The organism is Streptomyces sp. NPDC056231, from assembly GCF_048270745.1.
In the GTDB taxonomy this organism is placed as follows: domain Bacteria; phylum Actinomycetota; class Actinomycetes; order Streptomycetales; family Streptomycetaceae; genus Streptomyces.
In genome coordinates this window covers 29669-46421 of sequence record NZ_JBLVKW010000018.1, presented here as the reverse complement: position 1 = coordinate 46421, position 16753 = coordinate 29669, and the positions used below count along the sequence as shown (strand labels likewise).

Below are 16753 nucleotides of genomic sequence, written 5' to 3'. Positions count from 1 at the left end.
CCCGGTGGTCAGCGGTTGGTCGAGTCGGTCGGCTCGGCAACCGGACGCGAGCTCGTCACATCGCCGGGCGCGGCCTTGATGGTGCGCGGGGCGGCCTGGTCCTGGGCGGCATCGTTCGGCGGGTCCGCGGGGGTGGCCGTCGCGGCACCCTCGGACTTCATCGCCTTGGCTTCGCTCTTGAGGATGCGAGCCGACTTGCCGAGCGAGCGAGCCATGTCGGGAAGCTTCTTCGCGCCGAACAGCAGAACAATGACGACGAGGATCAGGATGATCTCGGGGGCTCCGAGCCTTCCGAACATATGCGTGTACCTTCTCACCGAGGCAGCAGGGGTGGGGCTGATCGAGCGTCGGACAGACGTCCGATCTTCGTACTGTCAGCGATCGTATCCCGCAGGAGTAAACGCAGGGCAATACCCATGCATCCTTGCGATTACGGCCCACGCCTCGCTCTCAGGGCCGCCACCAGCAGCGTACCCTCCAAACCCGAGAAACAAGAGGCCCCGCCCACCCCGATCGACCGGTCCGGCGCACAGCTCCCTCGTCCGTGTCAGCGCAACGCCTCGCCGGTGGCGGCGAGATCGGTTGCGGCCCGTTCGAGATCCTCGGCCGCCCGGTTGATGCGCCGAGTGGTCTGGGTCACCTGACGCCCCAGACGCTGGGCCTCGACGAACACCTTGATGGCCAGTACCCCGAGGACGGCGATCCCGAGGAATCCCAGGGCGATGGCGAGCATGGGCCAGAACATGCGCAGAGCCTCGATGTGTCTAGGTGTCGCAGAAGCCGGGTGTCCGTGTGTCAGGAGTTCTGAAAGCTGGTGTGGAGGCGCAGCGTCCGCACGCCCCCGCCCGTGAGGAGTTCCACTATCCGCTCCCCGGCGGGCTTACGGACGGCGGCGCCGCACTCGGGGCAGGTGAACGAGTAGAACGTGGTGCGACGGCTGGAGCCGATGGCGAGGCGCAGGGCACCCGCCGCGAGCTCGAAGCGCCCGCGGCAGTCCGGGCAGCCCGCCTTGAACCGTACGGACTCCGGTACCAGCACAGTTGAGATACCCGACATCACAGACATATTGCTCATATCTCCTCAGGTGTCCGTGCAGGCAGGGCCGTCGTAGGCGGCGAGCGCCGCCCGCGCCGCCTGCTGCGCGCTCCGCGCGAGCTCCGGTGGGGCGACGATGCGCCCTTCCCCGCCGAGCCGCAGCGCAAGCCTGCGCAGCGATGCCGGATCGGGCGTGCGCAAGGTGATCCGCAGTCCGCCGTCGGCCAGTTCCTCGGCGCTGTCGTGCGGGTAGTACTCGGCGACCCAACGGCCGCCGGGCCCGACCTCGATCACCACCTCGGGGTCCTCGGCCGCCGGCTGCACCAGCCCCTCGGACAGGTCCCGCAGTTCCAGCTCCGGCGGTGCGGACGGCTCGTCCAGCAGCCGGATCTCGGCGACCCGGTCGAGCCGGAACGTACGCCGGTCCTCGGAGGACCTGCACCAGGCTTCCATGTACGTATGCCCCACGGCGAACAGCCGGATCGGGTCCACCTCGCGCTCCGTGAGCTCGTCACGCGCGGGTGAGTAGTACCGCAGCCAGAGCCGTCGCCGCTCCGAGATCGCCCGGTCGACATCGGCGAAGACGCCGCCCTCGGACTCGAAGGTGACCGAGAGCCGGGAGCTCGCCGCCCCGACCTCACCGGCCGCCGTCTCCAGCTTGGCGGTGGCCCGCAGCAGTGCCTGCCGGTCGCTCTCCCGCAGCCCCGGCAACGTCGCCACGGCGCGCGCCGCCACCAGCAGGGCCGTCGCCTCGTCCGCCGCGAGCCGCAGCGGCTCCGCCACGTCGTCCGGGTTGTGCCACCAGATCCGGTCGCCGTCGGTGTCGATGTCCAGCAGATCGCCACCCCGGAAGCTCGTCCCGCACATGGGCAGGACGTCGAGGTCCGAGATCAGCTCGTCCTCGGTGATCCCGAATGCCCGGGCCACGTCCTGCACATGGGCGCCGGGGCGCTCCCTCAGATACGTCACGAGGGACAGCATCCGGCGCGTCTGGTCGATCGCGTTCGTCGCCATGAATACGGTCCCTCCTCAGTCCTTGGCCACGGCGCGCAGCCGGTCCACCACATCGGCCCGCAGATCCGCGGGTTCCTGCACGACGACGTCCGGGCCGAACTCGACGAGCCAGGCGTCGAGACCGTGTCCGTACGGAATCTCCAACTCGTCCCAGCCGTCGCCGAGTTCCCGCACCGATATCGCCCGCGAGCGCAGCGGGTATCCGGAGCCGGACCGCAACCGGATCAGCGCGGTCCGGGTCGCCGTCTCCCCCGCCCAGCTCTCGACGGTCTCCCGGACGGTCACCACGTCGGGCACCTCGGCGGTGAAGACCCCGGCCCGCGAACGGACCCGGCCGGTGATCCGGGAGAGGCGGAACACCCGCTCGGCACGGCGGTCCCGGTCCCAGCCGGCCAGATACCAGTGACCGCGCCAGCACTCGAGCGTCCAAGGCTCGACCTGGCGCTGCTCCGGGCGGGCGGCGGTGGCCTTGCGGTAGTCGAAAGTGACCGGACGGCGGTCCCGGCATGCCAGCATCAACGGCTCGAACGCCGCCTCATGGACCGGGATACGCGGTTCGAGGGCGCTGTGCACCTCGTACGCGTCCTCGGCCTCCGGCATCCCGGCGGCCCTCAGCTTCTGCAGCGCGCCACTGGCCGCGCCCGCGAGCCGGGCCTGCTGCCACACCTTTGCCGCCAGGCCGAGCGCCGCGGCCTCCTCGGCGTCCAGCGTGATCGGCGGAAGCCGGTTGCTGTCCCGGCGGGCCAGATAGCCGATGTCGCCGTCCAGGTTCTCCACGGTCTCGATGACCAGACCGAGCTCGCGCAGATCGTCCTTGTCCCGCTCGAACATCCGGTTGAAGGCTTCGTCGGATCCCGCTTCCAGATAGGCCTCGATGGACCCGCGCAGCTCGCGCTTGCTGAGCGGGCGCCGGGTCCCCAGCAGGCACAGCGCCAGGTTCATCAGCCGCTCGGCCTTGGCAATCGCCATCGGCGCCCTTTCTCTACGTGCTCTACGACCCTCGACCGTACCGCTCCGGAGTGTCCGGACAAAAGCGAGGAGGGTGCCGGAGATCTCGGCGCCGCGAAGCGGCCGAGATCTTCAGCACCCTCCTGGAGTCCACGCTCCACGGAACGAGGGCCCGTGCGGTCCCGCACGGGCCCTCGTGATGTGTCCGCGGGACGGATCAGACGGCGATCAGGTCGCAGACGAAGATCAGCGTCTCGCCGGGGGCGATACGGCCGCCGGCGCCACGGTCACCGTACGCGAGGTGCGCGGGGATGGTCAGCTGGCGACGGCCGCCGACCTTCATGCCCTGCACGCCCTGGTCCCAGCCGGAGATGACCTGACCGACGCCGAGCTGGAACTGCAGCGGGGTGCCGCGGTTCCACGAGGCGTCGAACTCCTCGCCGGTGGAGAAGGCCACGCCCACGTAGTGGACCTTGACCATGTCGCCGGCCTTGGCGACCGCACCGTCGCCCTCCCAGATGTCCTTGATCTCCAGGTCGGCCGGCGGCTCGCCGCCCGGGAAGTCGATCTCGGGCTTCTCGATGCTCACTGAACTGCTCCTCCACATGAATAACTGGGCAACCGGGACAGTCTTACATCTTTGCCAGCAGGTCCACGGCGAAGACCAGCGTGGACTTGGCGGGGATGGACTGCTGAGCCTTGTCGCCGAAGGCCTGGTCCGGCGGGATGACCAGCAGGACACGGCTGCCGATCTTCTTGCCGATCAGCCCGTTCTTCAGGCCCTTGAGGGTCACCTGAGCCAGCGGGAAGGTCTGGGTCTTGCCCGCGGCGTACGTGCTGTCGAACGTCTTACCGTCCTTCCACAGCAGGCCCACATAATTCACGACGACGCTGTCGGTCTCCTTGATGACCTCGCCCTTGGACTCAAGGATGTAGTTGGAGACCAGCTTCGTCGGCGGGTCGGTCTTCTCCGGGATCTTGACCGTCGGCGCCTTGCCGTCCGTGTTGGTGCCCACCTTCGGCAGGTCGGCGTTGTCCTGGGCGACCGCGGTGCCCTGGGCCGACGCCGGGATGTGCGTCGCCTTCAGGATGTCCACGACGAAGACGAGCGTGGCGTTCGGCTTGATGTCGCCCTGGCCCTGCGCGCCGTAACCGAGGTCCGGCGGGATGACGAGCTGGACGCGGCTGCCGACCTTCTTCCCCAGGAGCCCCTGGTCCCAGCCCTTGATGACCATGCCGGCACCGAGGGTCAGGTCGAACGGCTGCTTACGGTCGAAGCTGTTGTCGAACGGCTTCGTGGAGTCCCACGCCTGCCCCAGGTAGTTGACCTGGATCGCGTCGCCGTTCTTCAGCGCCGCGCCCTTTCCCTCACTGACGACACGCGTCTTCAGATCCTTGGGAGGATCGCCTTCTCCCTTGGACAGAGTGGGCTTCTCACCGAACTTCGCACCCGCGGTGATCGCGGGAAATGCGTTTTTCGAGGCGGAAGCTGAAGCGGAGGCGGATCCCTTGCCGCTGCCGCCGCACGCCGCTGTCAACAGCAGCAGGGGGACAACGAGAAGGCCGGCAAGTCGGCGCACTGGTTCCTCAGATCTCAGACGGCACAGTTGACTGGGTCCCCGACACTCTAGGGCGTGCACAGGGCCCCGCACGAGGAACGTACGGGGCCCGAGTCGCACAGGAGCCGAGGCGCGTTCTGCGCCCGGTCACATACCCGCGATCAGCTTCTCCACTCGATCGTCCACGGAACGGAACGGGTCCTTGCACAACACCGTGCGCTGCGCTTGGTCGTTGAGCTTGAGGTGGACCCAGTCGACGGTGAAGTCCCGCCGCTGCTCCTGGGCCCTTCGGATGAAGTCACCACGCAGCCGCGCCCGGGTGGTCTGCGGGGGCACGGACTTGCCCTCGAAGATCTTCAGGTCGTTGCAGATGCGGGCGGCCTGCCCCTTCCGCTCCAGGAGGTAGTACAGCCCGCGGCGCCGGTGGATGTCGTGGTAGGCGAGGTCTATCTGGGCGACCCGCGGATGCGACATCGTCATGTTGTGCTTGGCCCGGTACCGCTCGATGAGCTTGTACTTCATCACCCAGTCGATCTCGGTCCCGACCCGGTCGAGGTCCTCGGCCTCGACCGCGTCGAGCGTACGGCCCCACAGGTCCAGGACCTGTTCGACGGTGCCGGTGCGGATGCCGCGGCGGTCGACGAAGTCCACGGCCTTCTCGTAGTACTCCCGCTGTACCTCGATGGCGGACGCCTCGCGGCCGCTGGCGAGGCGCACCTTGCGCTGCCCGGTGATGTCATGGCTGACCTCACGGATCGCCCGGATCGGGTTCTCCAGCGTCAGATCGCGCATCACCGTGCCCGCTTCGATCATGCGGAGCACCAGGTCCGTCGCGCCGACCTTGAGCAGCATCGTCGTCTCGGACATGTTGGAGTCACCGACGATGACATGGAGGCGGCGGTACCGCTCCGCGTCCGCGTGCGGTTCGTCACGGGTGTTGATGATCGGACGGGAGCGCGTCGTCGCGGAACTGACGCCCTCCCAGATGTGCTCGGCGCGCTGGCTGACGCAGTAGACCGCGCCGCGCGGGGTCTGCAGCACCTTGCCCGCACCACAGATCAGCTGCCTCGTGACGAGGAAGGGAATGAGGATGTCCGCGAGCCGGGAGAATTCTCCGTGCCGTGCCACGAGGTAGTTCTCGTGGCACCCGTAGGAGTTTCCCGCCGAATCGGTGTTGTTCTTGAAGAGATAGACGTCGCCCGCGATTCCCTCCTCGTGCAGGCGGCGTTCGGCGTCGACGAGCAGGCCTTCGAGAATGCGCTCGCCGGCCTTGTCGTGGGTGACCAGCTCGGTCAGATTGTCGCATTCGGGGGTTGCATATTCCGGATGCGATCCCACGTCGAGGTAGAGGCGGGCGCCGTTCCGCAGAAAGACATTGCTGCTGCGGCCCCATGACACGACACGGCGGAAGAGGTAGCGCGCCACTTCGTCAGGAGACAGTCGGCGCTGTCCCCTGAACGTGCACGTGACGCCGTACTCGTTCTCCAGCCCGAAAATGCGGCGGTCCATGACTGAACATTACGCCTGATAGCCCGAGCTGAAACCGGGTTGGACAGCACCGTTTCGATCGTTTTCCGATCCCTGCACGGAAACATCCGTACGCCCGGGAACTGCGAGGACCCTTCCCGTCGCCAGCAGCACCATCAGTGCCGCCACTCCACCGGCCCCAGCGACACCGAAGCTCCACGCCGTACCGCCCAGCTCGACGGCCGGGCCCGCCAGGGCCGTTCCCGCCGCCGCGCCCACCCCGAACGTCGTCACGAGCCAGGAGAACGCCTCCGTCACCGTGCCCCGCGGAGCATGCCGGTCCACCACGATGAACGAACACGCGATCGCCGGCGCCAGGAACACCCCGGCGAGCGCGGCCAGGGCGGTCATCGCCACCACATCCGGTGTCAGCATCAGTGGCAGATAGCCGAGGGCCAGCAGCGCCACGATGACCCGCAGCCGGCGCTCCGGCGCTCCGGCCCACTGCCGCGCCCCGTACACCGCCCCGCCGATCAGTGCGCCGAGACCGAGCGCGGCCATCAGCCAGCCGTAGACCGCCTCCCGGCCGTGGTCGTCGGCGTACGCGACGCCCGCCACCGTGATCGAGCCCAGTGCGAGCCCGACGAAGAAGAAGGAACCGAGAAGCGCCAGCAGTCCCGGCGAGCGCAGCGCACCCAGCCAGTGCGCCTCGCGGGGCGCCGAGCGCCAGGTACGGGAGGGCTCCGACACCACCACGGAGAGCGCGCCCAGCACTCCTATCGTGTTGATGACGAGCAGCGCGGCGGCGGGCGACCAGAGCGAGACCAGCACCGTCACCAGCAGCGGGCCCACGGTGAACATGACCTCCTGGGCCACGGCGTCCATGGCGTACGCCCGGTGCACCCGGTCCTCCCTCCCCAGGACCGTCGGCCACAGCGCCCGCAGCCCCCCCTCCAGCGGCGGCGTGAACACGCCTGCCACGATCACGGCCCCGTATGCCAGCGGAAGCGATCCGAGGCCCACCAGAGCCAGCAGGGACATGCCCAGCGCGGAGACGACGGACGCGGGGAGCTGGACGCGCGGCTGGCCGTACAGGTCCACCGCCCGGCCCAGCAGGGGCTGCCCGACCGCCGTGGCGAGGCCGTACACCGCCGCGAGCGCCCCCGCGAGGGTGTAGCTGCCGCCCTCGGCCCGGGTGAACAGGACGATCGCGATGTGGGCGGTGCCGCTCGGCAGGCGTCCCACCAGCGTGCCGATCAGCAGCCGCGCGGCATGCCGCGCCCGGAGGATGTCCAGATATCCCGCGGCCATGTCCGCCCCTCTCCGCCGGGCGCCTTCCGGACACCTGGGGTTTTACGTATAACGTCGAGCCTCATACGTACCATGTGCCCTGTCCTCAGGTCCACCTCACCGCCCGCACCAGCACCGCACCCGCCCAGTCCGGAGGCCCCCGTGACCAGCGCATCCCAGCCCGCCCCGGCGCGGCCCACCAGCCGCGACGTCGCGCGGGCCGCAGGCGTCTCCCAGGCCACCGTCTCGCTCGTCCTCGGCGGCAAATGGCGCGGCAGGGTCTCCGAGGCGACCGCCGCGCGCGTCCGCGCCGCCACCCAGGACCTCGGCTACCGGCCCAATCTCGCCGCCCGCAGCCTCCGCCTCGGCCGCACCAGGACCGCGCTGCTGGTCGTCCCGGCACTCACCAACGAATTCTTCGCGCGTGTCTACACCGGCGCCGCCGCCGTCGCCGCCGAGCACGACTTCGGGGTCGTCCTCTACCCCTCCCCCGACGGCACGGGTCCGGCCAGGGACCCCTTCGCCTCCGCCCGCGCCGCCCTCGACGGGGTCATCGCCTCGTCCATGGCCGCCGGCGCCCTCGACGCCCTGCGCGGCGCCGGCCTGCCACTGGTCATGCTGGACAGCGACCCCGCGGACACCGGCGTCGCGGCCCGGGTCAACCTCGACATCGCCGACGGCATGCGGCAGGTGACGGACCATCTCCTCACCCTCGGCCACCGCCGCTTCCTGCACCTGGCGTCGGCCATCGACTCCTGGACCTTCGTCGTTCGCGCCGGGGCCGTCCGCGACACCCTGCGGGGCGTGCCGGGCACCTCCGTACGGACCGTCCCGGCAGCGCTCGACGTACGGGCCGGCCGGGAAGCCACGGAACACGCTCTGGCCGCCCCCGGTCCCCGGCCGACCGCGATCATCTGCGACGACGACATCCTCGCCGCGGGCGCGTGCAAGGCCGCCCGCCGGCTCGGCCTGCGAGTCCCCGACGACCTCTCCGTCACCGGCTTCGACGACCTGGCTCTGGCGACCGCCGTCGAACCCGAACTCACCACCGTCCAGCTCCCCGCCGAGCAGGTCGGCGAGCGCGGCATGACCGCCCTCCTGTCCGTGCTCGACGGCTGCCCGGCCGAATCAGGCAGCCTGCCGGTGCAACTGGTCGTCCGCGGCTCCTCCGGGCCCCCGCCGCCCCGTTCATGACTATGCCCCGGCCCACCGCGAACGATGGACCGGGGCACGGGAACATCCGGCAGAGCTACTCCTCGGACGACTCCGGGGACGCCGGCGGCTCCGCGGACTCGGCGGCCCCCGGCGACTTCGTGGCATCGGCGGGAGCCTCGCCCCCCTCGCCGTCCTCCAGATCCGACGGGGCATCCGTCGGCGCGGCCCCGCCGTCGGCCTCCAGCAGCCGCGCCAGCTGCCGCCCGACGATCCGCTTGAACTTCCGCTGCTGAGGCCGCGTACGGTCCAGGACCGCCACCTCGAGCCGCTCCGCGGGAATCTCCCGCTCGCTCCCGTTGGGATCACGGGACAGTGCCTGCACAGCCAGCTTGAGCGCCTCCGCCAGCGTCATTCCGTCACGGTGGCGCTGGTCCAGGAACGTACTGATCTGTTCCGCATTGCCGCCCACCGCGACCGAACCGTGCTCGTCCACGATCGAGCCGTCGTGCGGCAGCCGGTAGATCTGATCACCCTCGGGCTCGACGCCCACCTCGGCGACCACCAGCTCCACCTCGTACGGCTTCTCCGCCGCGCTGGAGAAAATGGTGCCCAGGGTCTGCGCATAGACGTTGGCCAGCCCACGGGCCGTCACATCATCGCGGTCGTAGGTATATCCGCGGAGATCGGCGTAACGGACGCCGCCGATACGCAGATTCTCGTACTCGTTGTACTTACCGGCGGCGGCGAAACCGATCCGGTCATAGATCTCGCTGAACTTGTGCAGCGCACGGGACGGGTTCTCGCCGACGAAAACAATGCCGTCGGCGTACTGCAGCACAACCAGGCTGCGACCACGGGCAATGCCCTTCCGGGCGTATTCCGCCCGGTCGGCCATGGCCTGCTGAGGTGAGACATAGAACGGCGTCGACACCGGCTATCCGTCCCTTTCTGTCAGTGACGAGTGCATCGAAGAAGGCCCAGGATCCGGATCAGAGCAGCGCGGCGCGCGGGCCGTCGGGCTGTTCCATCCGACGCTCCAGGACCGACCGCGCGATGTCGGAGGAATCCGCATCGGTGAGCCTCCGGAAGCCCTCGTCGGTGATGACGGTGACGATCGGATAGATCCGCCGGGCCACATCGGGGCCGCCGGTCGCCGAGTCGTCGTCCGCGGCGTCGTACAGAGCCTGCACGACCAGGGTGAGCGCCTCCTGCTCCGTCAAGCCCTCGCGGTAGAGCTTCTTCATCGCCCCGCGGGCAAAGATCGACCCGGAGCCGGTGGACGCGTAGCCCCGCTCCTCGGAGCGGCCACCGGTGACGTCGTACGAGAAGATCCGGCCCTTCTCGCGGTCGACGTCGAAGCCGGCGAAGAGCGGAACCACGGCGAGGCCCTGCATGGCCATGCCCAGATTGCTGCGGATCATCGTGGAGAGCCGGTTCGCCTTGCCCTCCAGGGAGAGCTGGGCCCCCTCGACCTTCTCGAAGTGCTCCAGTTCCAGCTGGAAGAGCTTGACCATCTCCACGGCGAGCCCAGCCGTACCGGCGATGCCCACCGCCGAGTACTCGTCGGCCGGGAAGACCTTCTCGATGTCGCGCTGCGCGATCATGTTGCCCATGGTCGCCCGCCGGTCGCCGGCGAGAACCACACCACCGGCGAACGTCGCGGCGACGATGGTCGTCCCGTGCGGCGCCTCGATCGCCCCCTGCAGGGGCGGCAGCTGCCGGTTGCCCGGGAGCATCTCGGGAGAATGGTCGGACAGGAAGTCCATGAACGAAGAGGATCCCGGCGTCAGGAAGGCAGCTGGTAGACGCCCGGTGCTACGAGTGTTGGCTTCCACGCGTTTCCCTCCAGGTATGCGATGGCCCTGCGCAAGGTGTCAGGATCATCCCCCAACTTGCCGATGGCCGAATTACACGTGATGCGGTTACGCCACGGACCCTACCCGTCCCATGGCGGTGAACCACATGCGCGGCGGGGGCAGCTGTGTCATGTCACGTCCGGTGATCCTTGTGCCCGCGCGGTACGGGTCGGCCATCTCCCGTACCGCGCGCGCCACACCTCTGCCCGTTCACATCGGTGAACTACTGTCCACCCTTCTGAACGAATGAACGGACGAAGTCCTCGGCATTCTCTTCGAGGACGTCATCGATCTCGTCCAGCACCGAGTCGACGTCGTCGCTCAGCTTCTCCTGCCGCTCCTTGAGGTCTTCGGAGACCTGCGCATCCTGCGCCTGCTCCTCGACCTCCTCGGTGGAGCGTGTCGCCTTCTGCTGTCCGCCGCCGGTGTCCTTGGTCGCCATATAGCTCACCCCGCTCGGTTCGAAGCACTTGATCAGACCCTACCCACGAGGTCCGACATCGGCCCGGTACTTGTCCATACGCCCGGGGTCATCTCGATGATTCCCTGATCGCGGCCATTTCAGCCGCCCGAGAGCACCCGGACCAGCTCTTCCGCCGTGCGACAGCGGTCCAGGAGCTCCTTGACGTGGTTACGGGTCCCACGGAGCGGCTCCAGGGTGGGGACCCGCTGCAGCGAGTCATGGCCCGGCAGGTCGAAGATGACCGAGTCCCAGGAGGCCGCCGCGACGTCGTCCGCGTACTGCTCCAGGCAGCGACCGCGGAAGTACGCCCTGGTGTCCTCAGGGGGCTTCGTACGGGCCTCCTCGACCTCGCGCTCGTCCAGCAGGCGTTTCATCTTCCCGCGGGCCGCGAGACGGTTGTAGAGACCCTTCTCGGGCCTCACATCGGCGTACTGGAGGTCCACCAGGTGCAGCCGGGCCGCGTCCCAGTCCAGACCGTCGCGGCGGCGGTAGCCCTCCATGAGCTCCCGCTTGGCGATCCAGTCGAGCTCGCCCGACAGGCTCATGGGATCGTTCTCCAGCCGGTTGAGGGTGTCCTCCCAGCGGATCAGGATGTCCTTGGTCTGCTCGTCGGCGTCCGCCCCGTACCGCTCCTCGACGTATTTGCGGCCCAGCTCGAAGTACTCCATCTGGAGCTGCACCGCGGTGAGTGTCCGGCCGCTGCGGAGCGTGATCAGATGCTGCAGGGTCGGGTCGTGGGATACCTGGTGCAGGGTGCGTACCGGCTGGTCGACGGCCAGATCGACGTTGATGAAGCCGTCCTCGATCATGGACAGGACGAGCGCCGTGGTGCCGAGCTTGAGATAGGTGGAGATCTCCGACAGATTCGCATCGCCGATGATCACATGGAGACGGCGGTACTTCTCGGCATCGGAGTGAGGTTCGTCGCGGGTGTTGATGATGGGGCGCTTGAGGGTCGTTTCAAGGCCGACCTCGACCTCGAAGTAGTCCGCCCGCTGGCTGATCTGGAAGCCGTGCTCGTGACCGTCCTGGCCGATTCCGACGCGGCCCGCGCCGGTGACGACCTGGCGGGAGACGAAGAAGGGGGTCAGGTGGCGCACGATGTCGGAGAACGGGGTCTCCCGCTTCATCAGGTAGTTCTCGTGCGTGCCGTACGAGGCGCCCTTGTTGTCGGTGTTGTTCTTGTAGAGGTGGATGGGCTGGGCGCCGGGGAGCTGGGCCGCCCGCTCGGCGGCCTCGGCCATGACGCGTTCGCCGGCCTTGTCCCAGAGGACGGCGTCCCGCGGGTTGGTGATCTCCGGCGAGCTGTACTCGGGGTGTGCATGGTCGACGTAGAGCCGGGCACCGTTGGTGAGGATGACATTGGCGAGGCCGATGTCCTCGTCGGTGAGCTGGCTGGAGTCGGCGGTTTCGCGGGCGAGGTCGAAGCCTCGCGCGTCACGCAGCGGATTCTCCTCCTCGAAGTCCCAGCGGGCGCGTCGCGCCCGATGCATCGCCGCCGCGTAGGCGTTGACGATCTGGGACGAGGTGAGCATGGCATTGGCGTTGGGGTGTCCGGGCACGGAGATGCCGTACTCCGTCTCGATGCCCATTACTCGCCGTACGGTCATGCGGCCCTCCTTGCCCGGCGGCGTTCCCTTCCGGGATCGGCGCTCAAGTACCGCTGCTTGTCCGGTGCGTGTGCGGTGCCCGTCCCCGCACTGCGCGACTGGCGGTACGGAAGAGCCTAGAGCGCCTCTGCGCTGGTGGGGAGATCAATTACGTCATTGCTCCGGTGTCGTGGGAGCTGTCCGGAAAGCAACCGGCTGCGGATGCCCGGCCGGGCATCCGCAGCGGGTCTGCGTTCTACAGGTACTGCCCGGTGTTTGCCACCGTGTCGATGGAGCGACCGGTGTCTGCGCCCTGCTTTCCGGTGACAAGGGTGCGGATGAAGACGATCCGCTCGCCCTTCTTGCCGGAGATCCTGGCCCAGTCGTCGGGGTTGGTGGTGTTGGGAAGGTCCTCGTTCTCCTTGAACTCATCCACACACGCCTGGAGGAGATGGGAGACGCGAAGGCCCTTCTGGCCCTGGTCGAGGAAGGCCTTGATGGCCATCTTCTTGGCCCGGTCGACGATGTTCTGGATCATCGCGCCGGAGTTGAAGTCCTTGAAGTACAGGACTTCCTTGTCGCCGTTGGCGTACGTGACTTCGAGGAAGCGGTTCTCCTCGGACTCGGTGTACATCCGCTCGACAACGGACTGGATCATGGCGTGAGCTGCGACTTCCTTGGAACCGGCGTGCTCGGCAAGATCGTCGGCGTGCAGCGGCAGAGAGGGCGTGAGGTACTTCGCGAAGATGTCCTTCGCCGCCTCCGCGTCCGGACGCTCGATCTTGATCTTCACATCGAGACGGCCGGGCCGCAGGATCGCGGGGTCGATCATGTCCTCGCGGTTGGAGGCGCCGATCACGATGACGTTCTCCAGGCCCTCGACGCCGTCGATCTCGGCGAGCAGCTGGGGGACGATGGTGTTCTCCACGTCCGAGCTGACACCGGATCCGCGGGTGCGGAAGAGGGATTCCATCTCGTCGAAGAAGACGATGACGGGGGTACCCTCGCCGGCCTTTTCGCGGGCCCGCTGGAAGACGAGACGGATATGCCGCTCGGTCTCACCGACATATTTGTTGAGGAGCTCCGGACCCTTGATGTTGAGGAAGTAGCTCTTTCCGGCGGGCTGGCCGGTGACTTCCGCAACCTTCTTGGCCAGGGAGTTGGCGACGGCCTTGGCGATGAGCGTCTTGCCGCAGCCGGGCGGACCGTAGAGCAGGATGCCCTTCGGCGGCCGCAGTTCGTGTTCCTTGAAGAGGTCGGGGTGGAGGTAGGGCAGCTCGACCGCGTCCCGGATCAGCTCGATCTGCTCGCCCAGGCCGCCGATCTTGTTGTAGTCGATGTCCGGAACCTCTTCGAGGACGAGCTCCTCGACCTCGCTCTTCGGGACCACTTCGTAGACGTAACCGGACCTGGGTTCGAGCAGGAGCGCATCGCCGGGCCGGATATTGATGTCGAGGAGCGGCTCGGCGAGCCGTACCACTCGCTCCTCGTCGGTGTGCCCGATGACCAGGGCGCGCTCGCCGTCCTCGAGGATCTCCTTGAGGGTGACGATGTCCCCGGCCCGCTCAAATTCCATGGCCTCGACCACGTTGAGCGCTTCGTTGAGCATGACTTCCTGGCCGCGCCGGAGGTCGTCGATCTCGACACTGGGACTGACGTTCACCCGGAGCTTGCGGCCCCCGGTGAAGATGTCGCAGGTGCCGTCCTCATTGCCCTGCAGAAAGACTCCGAAGCCGGCCGGCGGCTGGGCGAGCCGGTCGACTTCCTCCTTGAGGGCCACGATCTGGTCGCGGGCCTCGCGCAGGGTGTTGGCGAGCCGTTCGTTCTGTGCGGACACGCCTGCGAGGTTCGTCTGCAACTCGACGATCCGCTCTTCGAGAATCCTCGTATGGCGCGGAGAGTCGGCGAGCTTACGTCGCAGGACGGCGATTTCCTGCTCAAGATAGGCGACCTGGCCGGCTGGGTCTTCGGACCCCCGCCCGGGCCGGATGCCGCGGTTGATGTCGTCGTCGTGGGCTGCCACGGTCCTCACCTCCTCCAAGGGGAGCTGGACGCTTCCTGACCCTACCTGGGTGGGTGATGATTGAAACCCCTAGATCACAAAGACTGTGGGGTGTGTCCGATCTTCACCCTTGCGCTCTCCCTCACGCCAGGGGAATACCCACCGTTCAACATCGGAAAGCGGCCGGTTGTATCGTCGAACCGGTCAACACCCGTCAGGGCTGGCTACTTTTGGTTCGGATACGCAGGGAACGGCAGGAAAAAATGACCGTGCAGCAGGACGCTCCCACCGGAAGCGACACTCAGGACCTGGAGGTCTGGATCGACCAGGACCTCTGCACGGGAGACGGGATCTGCGTCCAGTACGCACCCGAGGTCTTCGAGCTGGACATCGACGGTCTGGCGTACGTGAAGAGCGACGACGAGCTGCTGCAGGACAAGGGGGCGACGACACCCGTCCCGCTCCCGCTGCTTCAGGACGTGGTCGATTCGGCCAAGGAGTGCCCGGGCGACTGCATTCATGTACGTCGCGTTTCGGACAGGGTCGAGGTCTACGGCCCCGACGCAGCCTGATCCGCCGGCTCCGGCCTTCCGGGTACGGGAAGTGACCGGTCAGGTGCTGTTCGCTGCGCTCTCCGCGGCGCGGACGAAGGCGCCGTTCCGCCACTGCCAGGTCACCTTTTCCTCCTGATCGGGACAGCAGCGCGGGATCTCGGGCGAGGAGTAGCCGAGGAGCGTGGCGGAGATGATTCCGTCACGCACGGTGAAGTCACCGATGCTCATCTTCTGGGCGGGGTCCACCAGGGTCGCAACGATCCGGGGTGCGGCCCCGCTTCCCTGTGTGAGGACGTAGACGCCGCTCGGCGGGGTGCCGGATCCGGCCGCACAGTGGACCACGGCGACGGTTTCCGGCCGGTCGTCGCCGTCGAGGTCACCGGGGACCTGCTTGGCGACGGTGCTCCCCACCGTCCCGCAGTCCAGCGGGAAGGTCACCCGGGCCGGATCGGGGGCGGCCGCGGGTGCGGTGCCGTGCTGCGTGGCGGTGCGGTGCGGGGGCGAGGCCGAGGCGGTGGTGGCATCGGGCTGGAGCATGCCCGCTGCGGCGACGACGGCGGCCATGGCGGTCGCGGTCACGAGCCACTGCATCGGCCTGGTGTCGGTGTGCGCGAGGTCCGGGAGCTCGGAGGTCTGCACGCGGGATGTCTCCTGTGGTTCCTGTGGTGCGGCGATGCCGGGAAGGCGGGGCGTCAGCCGTGGGGTGGGGGTGGCCAGCATCGTGCCACACGTCACAGGGCGGTGGAACGGTGGGGTCGGCACGGAATCAGATTCCGTGCGCAGCCCCTGCACTGGGCGCCTCCGCACGGGCAACGAACGGGCGCCGCCGCGGAGTTCCCGGGTCGGTCCGGGAACTCCGCGGCGGCGCCGCTGCGTTGTGCGGGGGGTCAGCCGCGGGAGGAGGAGCCGCTCTGGCTGCCGGGACCGTCGTAGTCCTCGCCGTACGCGCCCTTGGCGGGACGGCGGCGGCGCAGCGGGGCCTCCACACCGTCGGCCAGGCGGCGCGCGGTGACGAGGAAACCGGTGTGGCCGATCATGCGGTGGTCCGGGCGGACCGCGAGACCCTCGACGTGCCAGTTGCGGATCATCGATTCCCAGGGCTGCGGTTCGGCGAAGCAGCCGATCTCGCGGATGGACTCGACGGTCCGGGCGAGCTGGGTGGTGGTCGCGACGTAGGCGCAGAGGATGCCGCCGGGGACGAGCGCCTTGGAGACGGCCTCCAGGCATTCCCAGGGGGCGAGCATGTCGAGGATGACCCGGTCGACATCGGTGTCGGAGAGGTTGTCCTGAAGGTCGCCGACGGTGAGCTGCCACGCGGGGTGCGGCTCGCCGAAGTAGCGCTCGACGTTCTGCTGGGCGATCTCCGCGAAGTCCTCGCGGCGCTCGTACGAGTGCAGCATGCCCTGGTCGCCGATGGCGCGGAGCAGGAAGGTGGAGAGCGAGCCGGAGCCGACGCCGGCTTCCACGACGCGGGCGCCGGGGAAGATGTCGGCGAACGCCAGGATCTGCCCCGCGTCCTTGGGGTAGACCACGGCGGCGCCGCGGGGCATGGACAGGACGTAGTCGGGGAGCAGGGGGCGCAGCGCGAGATAGGCGACGTTTCCCGTGGTCCGGACCACACTGCCCTCGGGAGCACCGATCAGCTCGTCGTGCGGGAAAGAACCCTTGTGGGTGTGGAAGTTCTTTCCGGCTTCGAGCGTGAAGGTGTAGTGGCGTCCCTTGGGATCGGTGAGCTGGACCTGGTCCCCGACCTTGAAGGGCCCGCGTCGGCGGGCGGCACCGGTCGGTTCAGACATGTGACCAGCGTACCGGTGTTTCCAA

General features: G+C 68.3%; 18 protein-coding genes and 1 pseudogene. 2 read left to right on the top strand and 17 right to left on the bottom strand.

The window, feature by feature from the left end; translation table 11 throughout:
• Positions 1 to 8: 8 nt before the first annotated feature.
• The 9 genes from tatA to ACNPQM_RS16730 form a co-directional block, all read right to left on the bottom strand.
• Positions 9 to 299, bottom strand: coding sequence for a Sec-independent protein translocase subunit TatA (gene tatA / locus ACNPQM_RS16770; RefSeq protein WP_266987647.1), 291 nt, complete (start codon positions 297 to 299; stop codon positions 9 to 11).
• Between the two features lie 248 nt (positions 300 to 547).
• Positions 548 to 745, bottom strand: a complete 198-nt coding sequence (locus ACNPQM_RS16765; RefSeq protein ID WP_345513043.1) for a hypothetical protein — start codon at positions 743 to 745, stop codon at positions 548 to 550.
• 50 nt (positions 746 to 795) lie between these two features.
• Positions 796 to 1074 carry a hypothetical protein gene (locus tag ACNPQM_RS16760; protein ID WP_418084605.1) on the bottom strand — a complete coding sequence of 93 codons (279 nt, stop codon included), beginning with the start codon at positions 1072 to 1074 and terminating at the stop codon, positions 796 to 798.
• Positions 1075 to 1080: 6 nt separating this feature from the next.
• Entirely contained in the window at positions 1081 to 2049 is a 969-nt protein-coding gene (locus ACNPQM_RS16755) for a helix-turn-helix transcriptional regulator (protein WP_418084604.1), read from the bottom strand.
• Between the two features lie 15 nt (positions 2050 to 2064).
• Complete coding sequence (locus tag ACNPQM_RS16750; protein ID WP_358859905.1) at positions 2065 to 3018, bottom strand: helix-turn-helix transcriptional regulator; 954 nt, start codon at positions 3016 to 3018, stop codon at positions 2065 to 2067.
• 196 nt (positions 3019 to 3214) lie between these two features.
• The gene (locus ACNPQM_RS16745) at positions 3215 to 3586 is read right to left on the bottom strand and encodes an FKBP-type peptidyl-prolyl cis-trans isomerase (protein WP_345513039.1); all 372 of its coding nucleotides are present in this window, start codon (positions 3584 to 3586) and stop codon (positions 3215 to 3217) included.
• A 43-nt stretch (positions 3587 to 3629) separates the two neighbouring features.
• Positions 3630 to 4577: an FKBP-type peptidyl-prolyl cis-trans isomerase gene (locus tag ACNPQM_RS16740; RefSeq protein ID WP_358859906.1), complete on the bottom strand. Its 948-nt coding sequence runs from the start codon at positions 4575 to 4577 to the stop codon at positions 3630 to 3632.
• A 126-nt stretch (positions 4578 to 4703) separates the two neighbouring features.
• The gene (gene pafA, locus ACNPQM_RS16735; RefSeq protein ID WP_358859907.1) at positions 4704 to 6065 is read right to left on the bottom strand and encodes a Pup--protein ligase; all 1362 of its coding nucleotides are present in this window, start codon (positions 6063 to 6065) and stop codon (positions 4704 to 4706) included.
• 9 nt (positions 6066 to 6074) lie between these two features.
• A complete protein-coding gene (locus tag ACNPQM_RS16730; protein WP_418084603.1) occupies positions 6075 to 7334 on the bottom strand; it encodes an MFS transporter in 1260 nt (419 codons plus the stop codon).
• Between the two features lie 141 nt (positions 7335 to 7475).
• Here ACNPQM_RS16730 and ACNPQM_RS16725 point away from each other — a divergent pair, with 141 nt between their 5' ends.
• The gene (locus ACNPQM_RS16725) at positions 7476 to 8507 is read left to right on the top strand and encodes a LacI family DNA-binding transcriptional regulator (protein ID WP_358859909.1); all 1032 of its coding nucleotides are present in this window, start codon (positions 7476 to 7478) and stop codon (positions 8505 to 8507) included.
• A 55-nt stretch (positions 8508 to 8562) separates the two neighbouring features.
• Here ACNPQM_RS16725 and prcA read toward each other — a convergent pair whose 3' ends face one another.
• The 6 genes and pseudogenes from prcA to arc all read right to left on the bottom strand — a co-directional run bounded on the left by prcA (position 8563) and on the right by arc (position 14399).
• Entirely contained in the window at positions 8563 to 9399 is an 837-nt protein-coding gene (gene prcA / locus ACNPQM_RS16720; RefSeq protein ID WP_418084602.1) for a proteasome subunit alpha, read from the bottom strand.
• A gap of 58 nt (positions 9400 to 9457) precedes the next feature.
• The gene (gene prcB, locus ACNPQM_RS16715; protein ID WP_418084601.1) at positions 9458 to 10303 is read right to left on the bottom strand and encodes a proteasome subunit beta; all 846 of its coding nucleotides are present in this window, start codon (positions 10301 to 10303) and stop codon (positions 9458 to 9460) included.
• Positions 10255 to 10445, bottom strand: a pseudogene (locus ACNPQM_RS16710) (endonuclease domain-containing protein); the annotation flags it as partial. The pseudogene ACNPQM_RS16710 and the gene prcB, both read right to left, overlap by 49 nt.
• A gap of 102 nt (positions 10446 to 10547) precedes the next feature.
• The gene (locus ACNPQM_RS16705; RefSeq protein WP_086569168.1) at positions 10548 to 10766 is read right to left on the bottom strand and encodes a ubiquitin-like protein Pup; all 219 of its coding nucleotides are present in this window, start codon (positions 10764 to 10766) and stop codon (positions 10548 to 10550) included.
• Between the two features lie 119 nt (positions 10767 to 10885).
• A complete protein-coding gene (gene dop, locus ACNPQM_RS16700; protein WP_345513031.1) occupies positions 10886 to 12397 on the bottom strand; it encodes a depupylase/deamidase Dop in 1512 nt (503 codons plus the stop codon).
• A gap of 235 nt (positions 12398 to 12632) precedes the next feature.
• Positions 12633 to 14399, bottom strand: a complete 1767-nt coding sequence (gene arc / locus ACNPQM_RS16695) for a proteasome ATPase (protein ID WP_418084600.1) — start codon at positions 14397 to 14399, stop codon at positions 12633 to 12635.
• Positions 14400 to 14641: 242 nt separating this feature from the next.
• On the opposite strand from arc, the gene ACNPQM_RS16690 reads away from it, so the two are divergent.
• A complete protein-coding gene (locus tag ACNPQM_RS16690; protein WP_358859913.1) occupies positions 14642 to 14950 on the top strand; it encodes a ferredoxin in 309 nt (102 codons plus the stop codon).
• Positions 14951 to 14989: 39 nt separating this feature from the next.
• On the opposite strand, the gene ACNPQM_RS16685 is transcribed toward ACNPQM_RS16690, so the two are convergent.
• Positions 14990 to 15571 (bottom strand): hypothetical protein, encoded by a 582-nt coding sequence (locus tag ACNPQM_RS16685; protein ID WP_418084599.1) that lies wholly within the window; start codon positions 15569 to 15571, stop codon positions 14990 to 14992.
• A gap of 248 nt (positions 15572 to 15819) precedes the next feature.
• Entirely contained in the window at positions 15820 to 16728 is a 909-nt protein-coding gene (locus ACNPQM_RS16680) for a tRNA (adenine-N1)-methyltransferase (RefSeq protein ID WP_037700492.1), read from the bottom strand.
• Positions 16729 to 16753: the final 25 nt, after the last annotated feature.

Excerpts from the sequence above, each read along its gene's own strand:
- tatA (WP_266987647.1), bottom strand. The coding sequence starts at position 299 with ATGTTCGGAAGGCTCGGAGCCCCCGAGATCATCCTGATCCTCGTCGTC.
- ACNPQM_RS16765 (WP_345513043.1), bottom strand. The coding sequence starts at position 745 with ATGTTCTGGCCCATGCTCGCCATCGCCCTGGGATTCCTCGGGATCGCC.
- ACNPQM_RS16760 (WP_418084605.1), bottom strand. The coding sequence starts at position 1,074 with ATGAGCAATATGTCTGTGATGTCGGGTATCTCAACTGTGCTGGTACCG.
- ACNPQM_RS16755 (WP_418084604.1), bottom strand. The coding sequence starts at position 2,049 with ATGGCGACGAACGCGATCGACCAGACGCGCCGGATGCTGTCCCTCGTG.
- ACNPQM_RS16750 (WP_358859905.1), bottom strand. The coding sequence starts at position 3,018 with ATGGCGATTGCCAAGGCCGAGCGGCTGATGAACCTGGCGCTGTGCCTG.
- pafA (WP_358859907.1), bottom strand. The coding sequence starts at position 6,065 with ATGGACCGCCGCATTTTCGGGCTGGAGAACGAGTACGGCGTCACGTGC.
- ACNPQM_RS16730 (WP_418084603.1), bottom strand. The coding sequence starts at position 7,334 with ATGGCCGCGGGATATCTGGACATCCTCCGGGCGCGGCATGCCGCGCGG.
- ACNPQM_RS16705 (WP_086569168.1), bottom strand. The coding sequence starts at position 10,766 with ATGGCGACCAAGGACACCGGCGGCGGACAGCAGAAGGCGACACGCTCC.
- dop (WP_345513031.1), bottom strand. The coding sequence starts at position 12,397 with ATGACCGTACGGCGAGTAATGGGCATCGAGACGGAGTACGGCATCTCC.
- ACNPQM_RS16690 (WP_358859913.1), top strand. The coding sequence starts at position 14,642 with ATGACCGTGCAGCAGGACGCTCCCACCGGAAGCGACACTCAGGACCTG.
- ACNPQM_RS16680 (WP_037700492.1), bottom strand. The coding sequence starts at position 16,728 with ATGTCTGAACCGACCGGTGCCGCCCGCCGACGCGGGCCCTTCAAGGTC.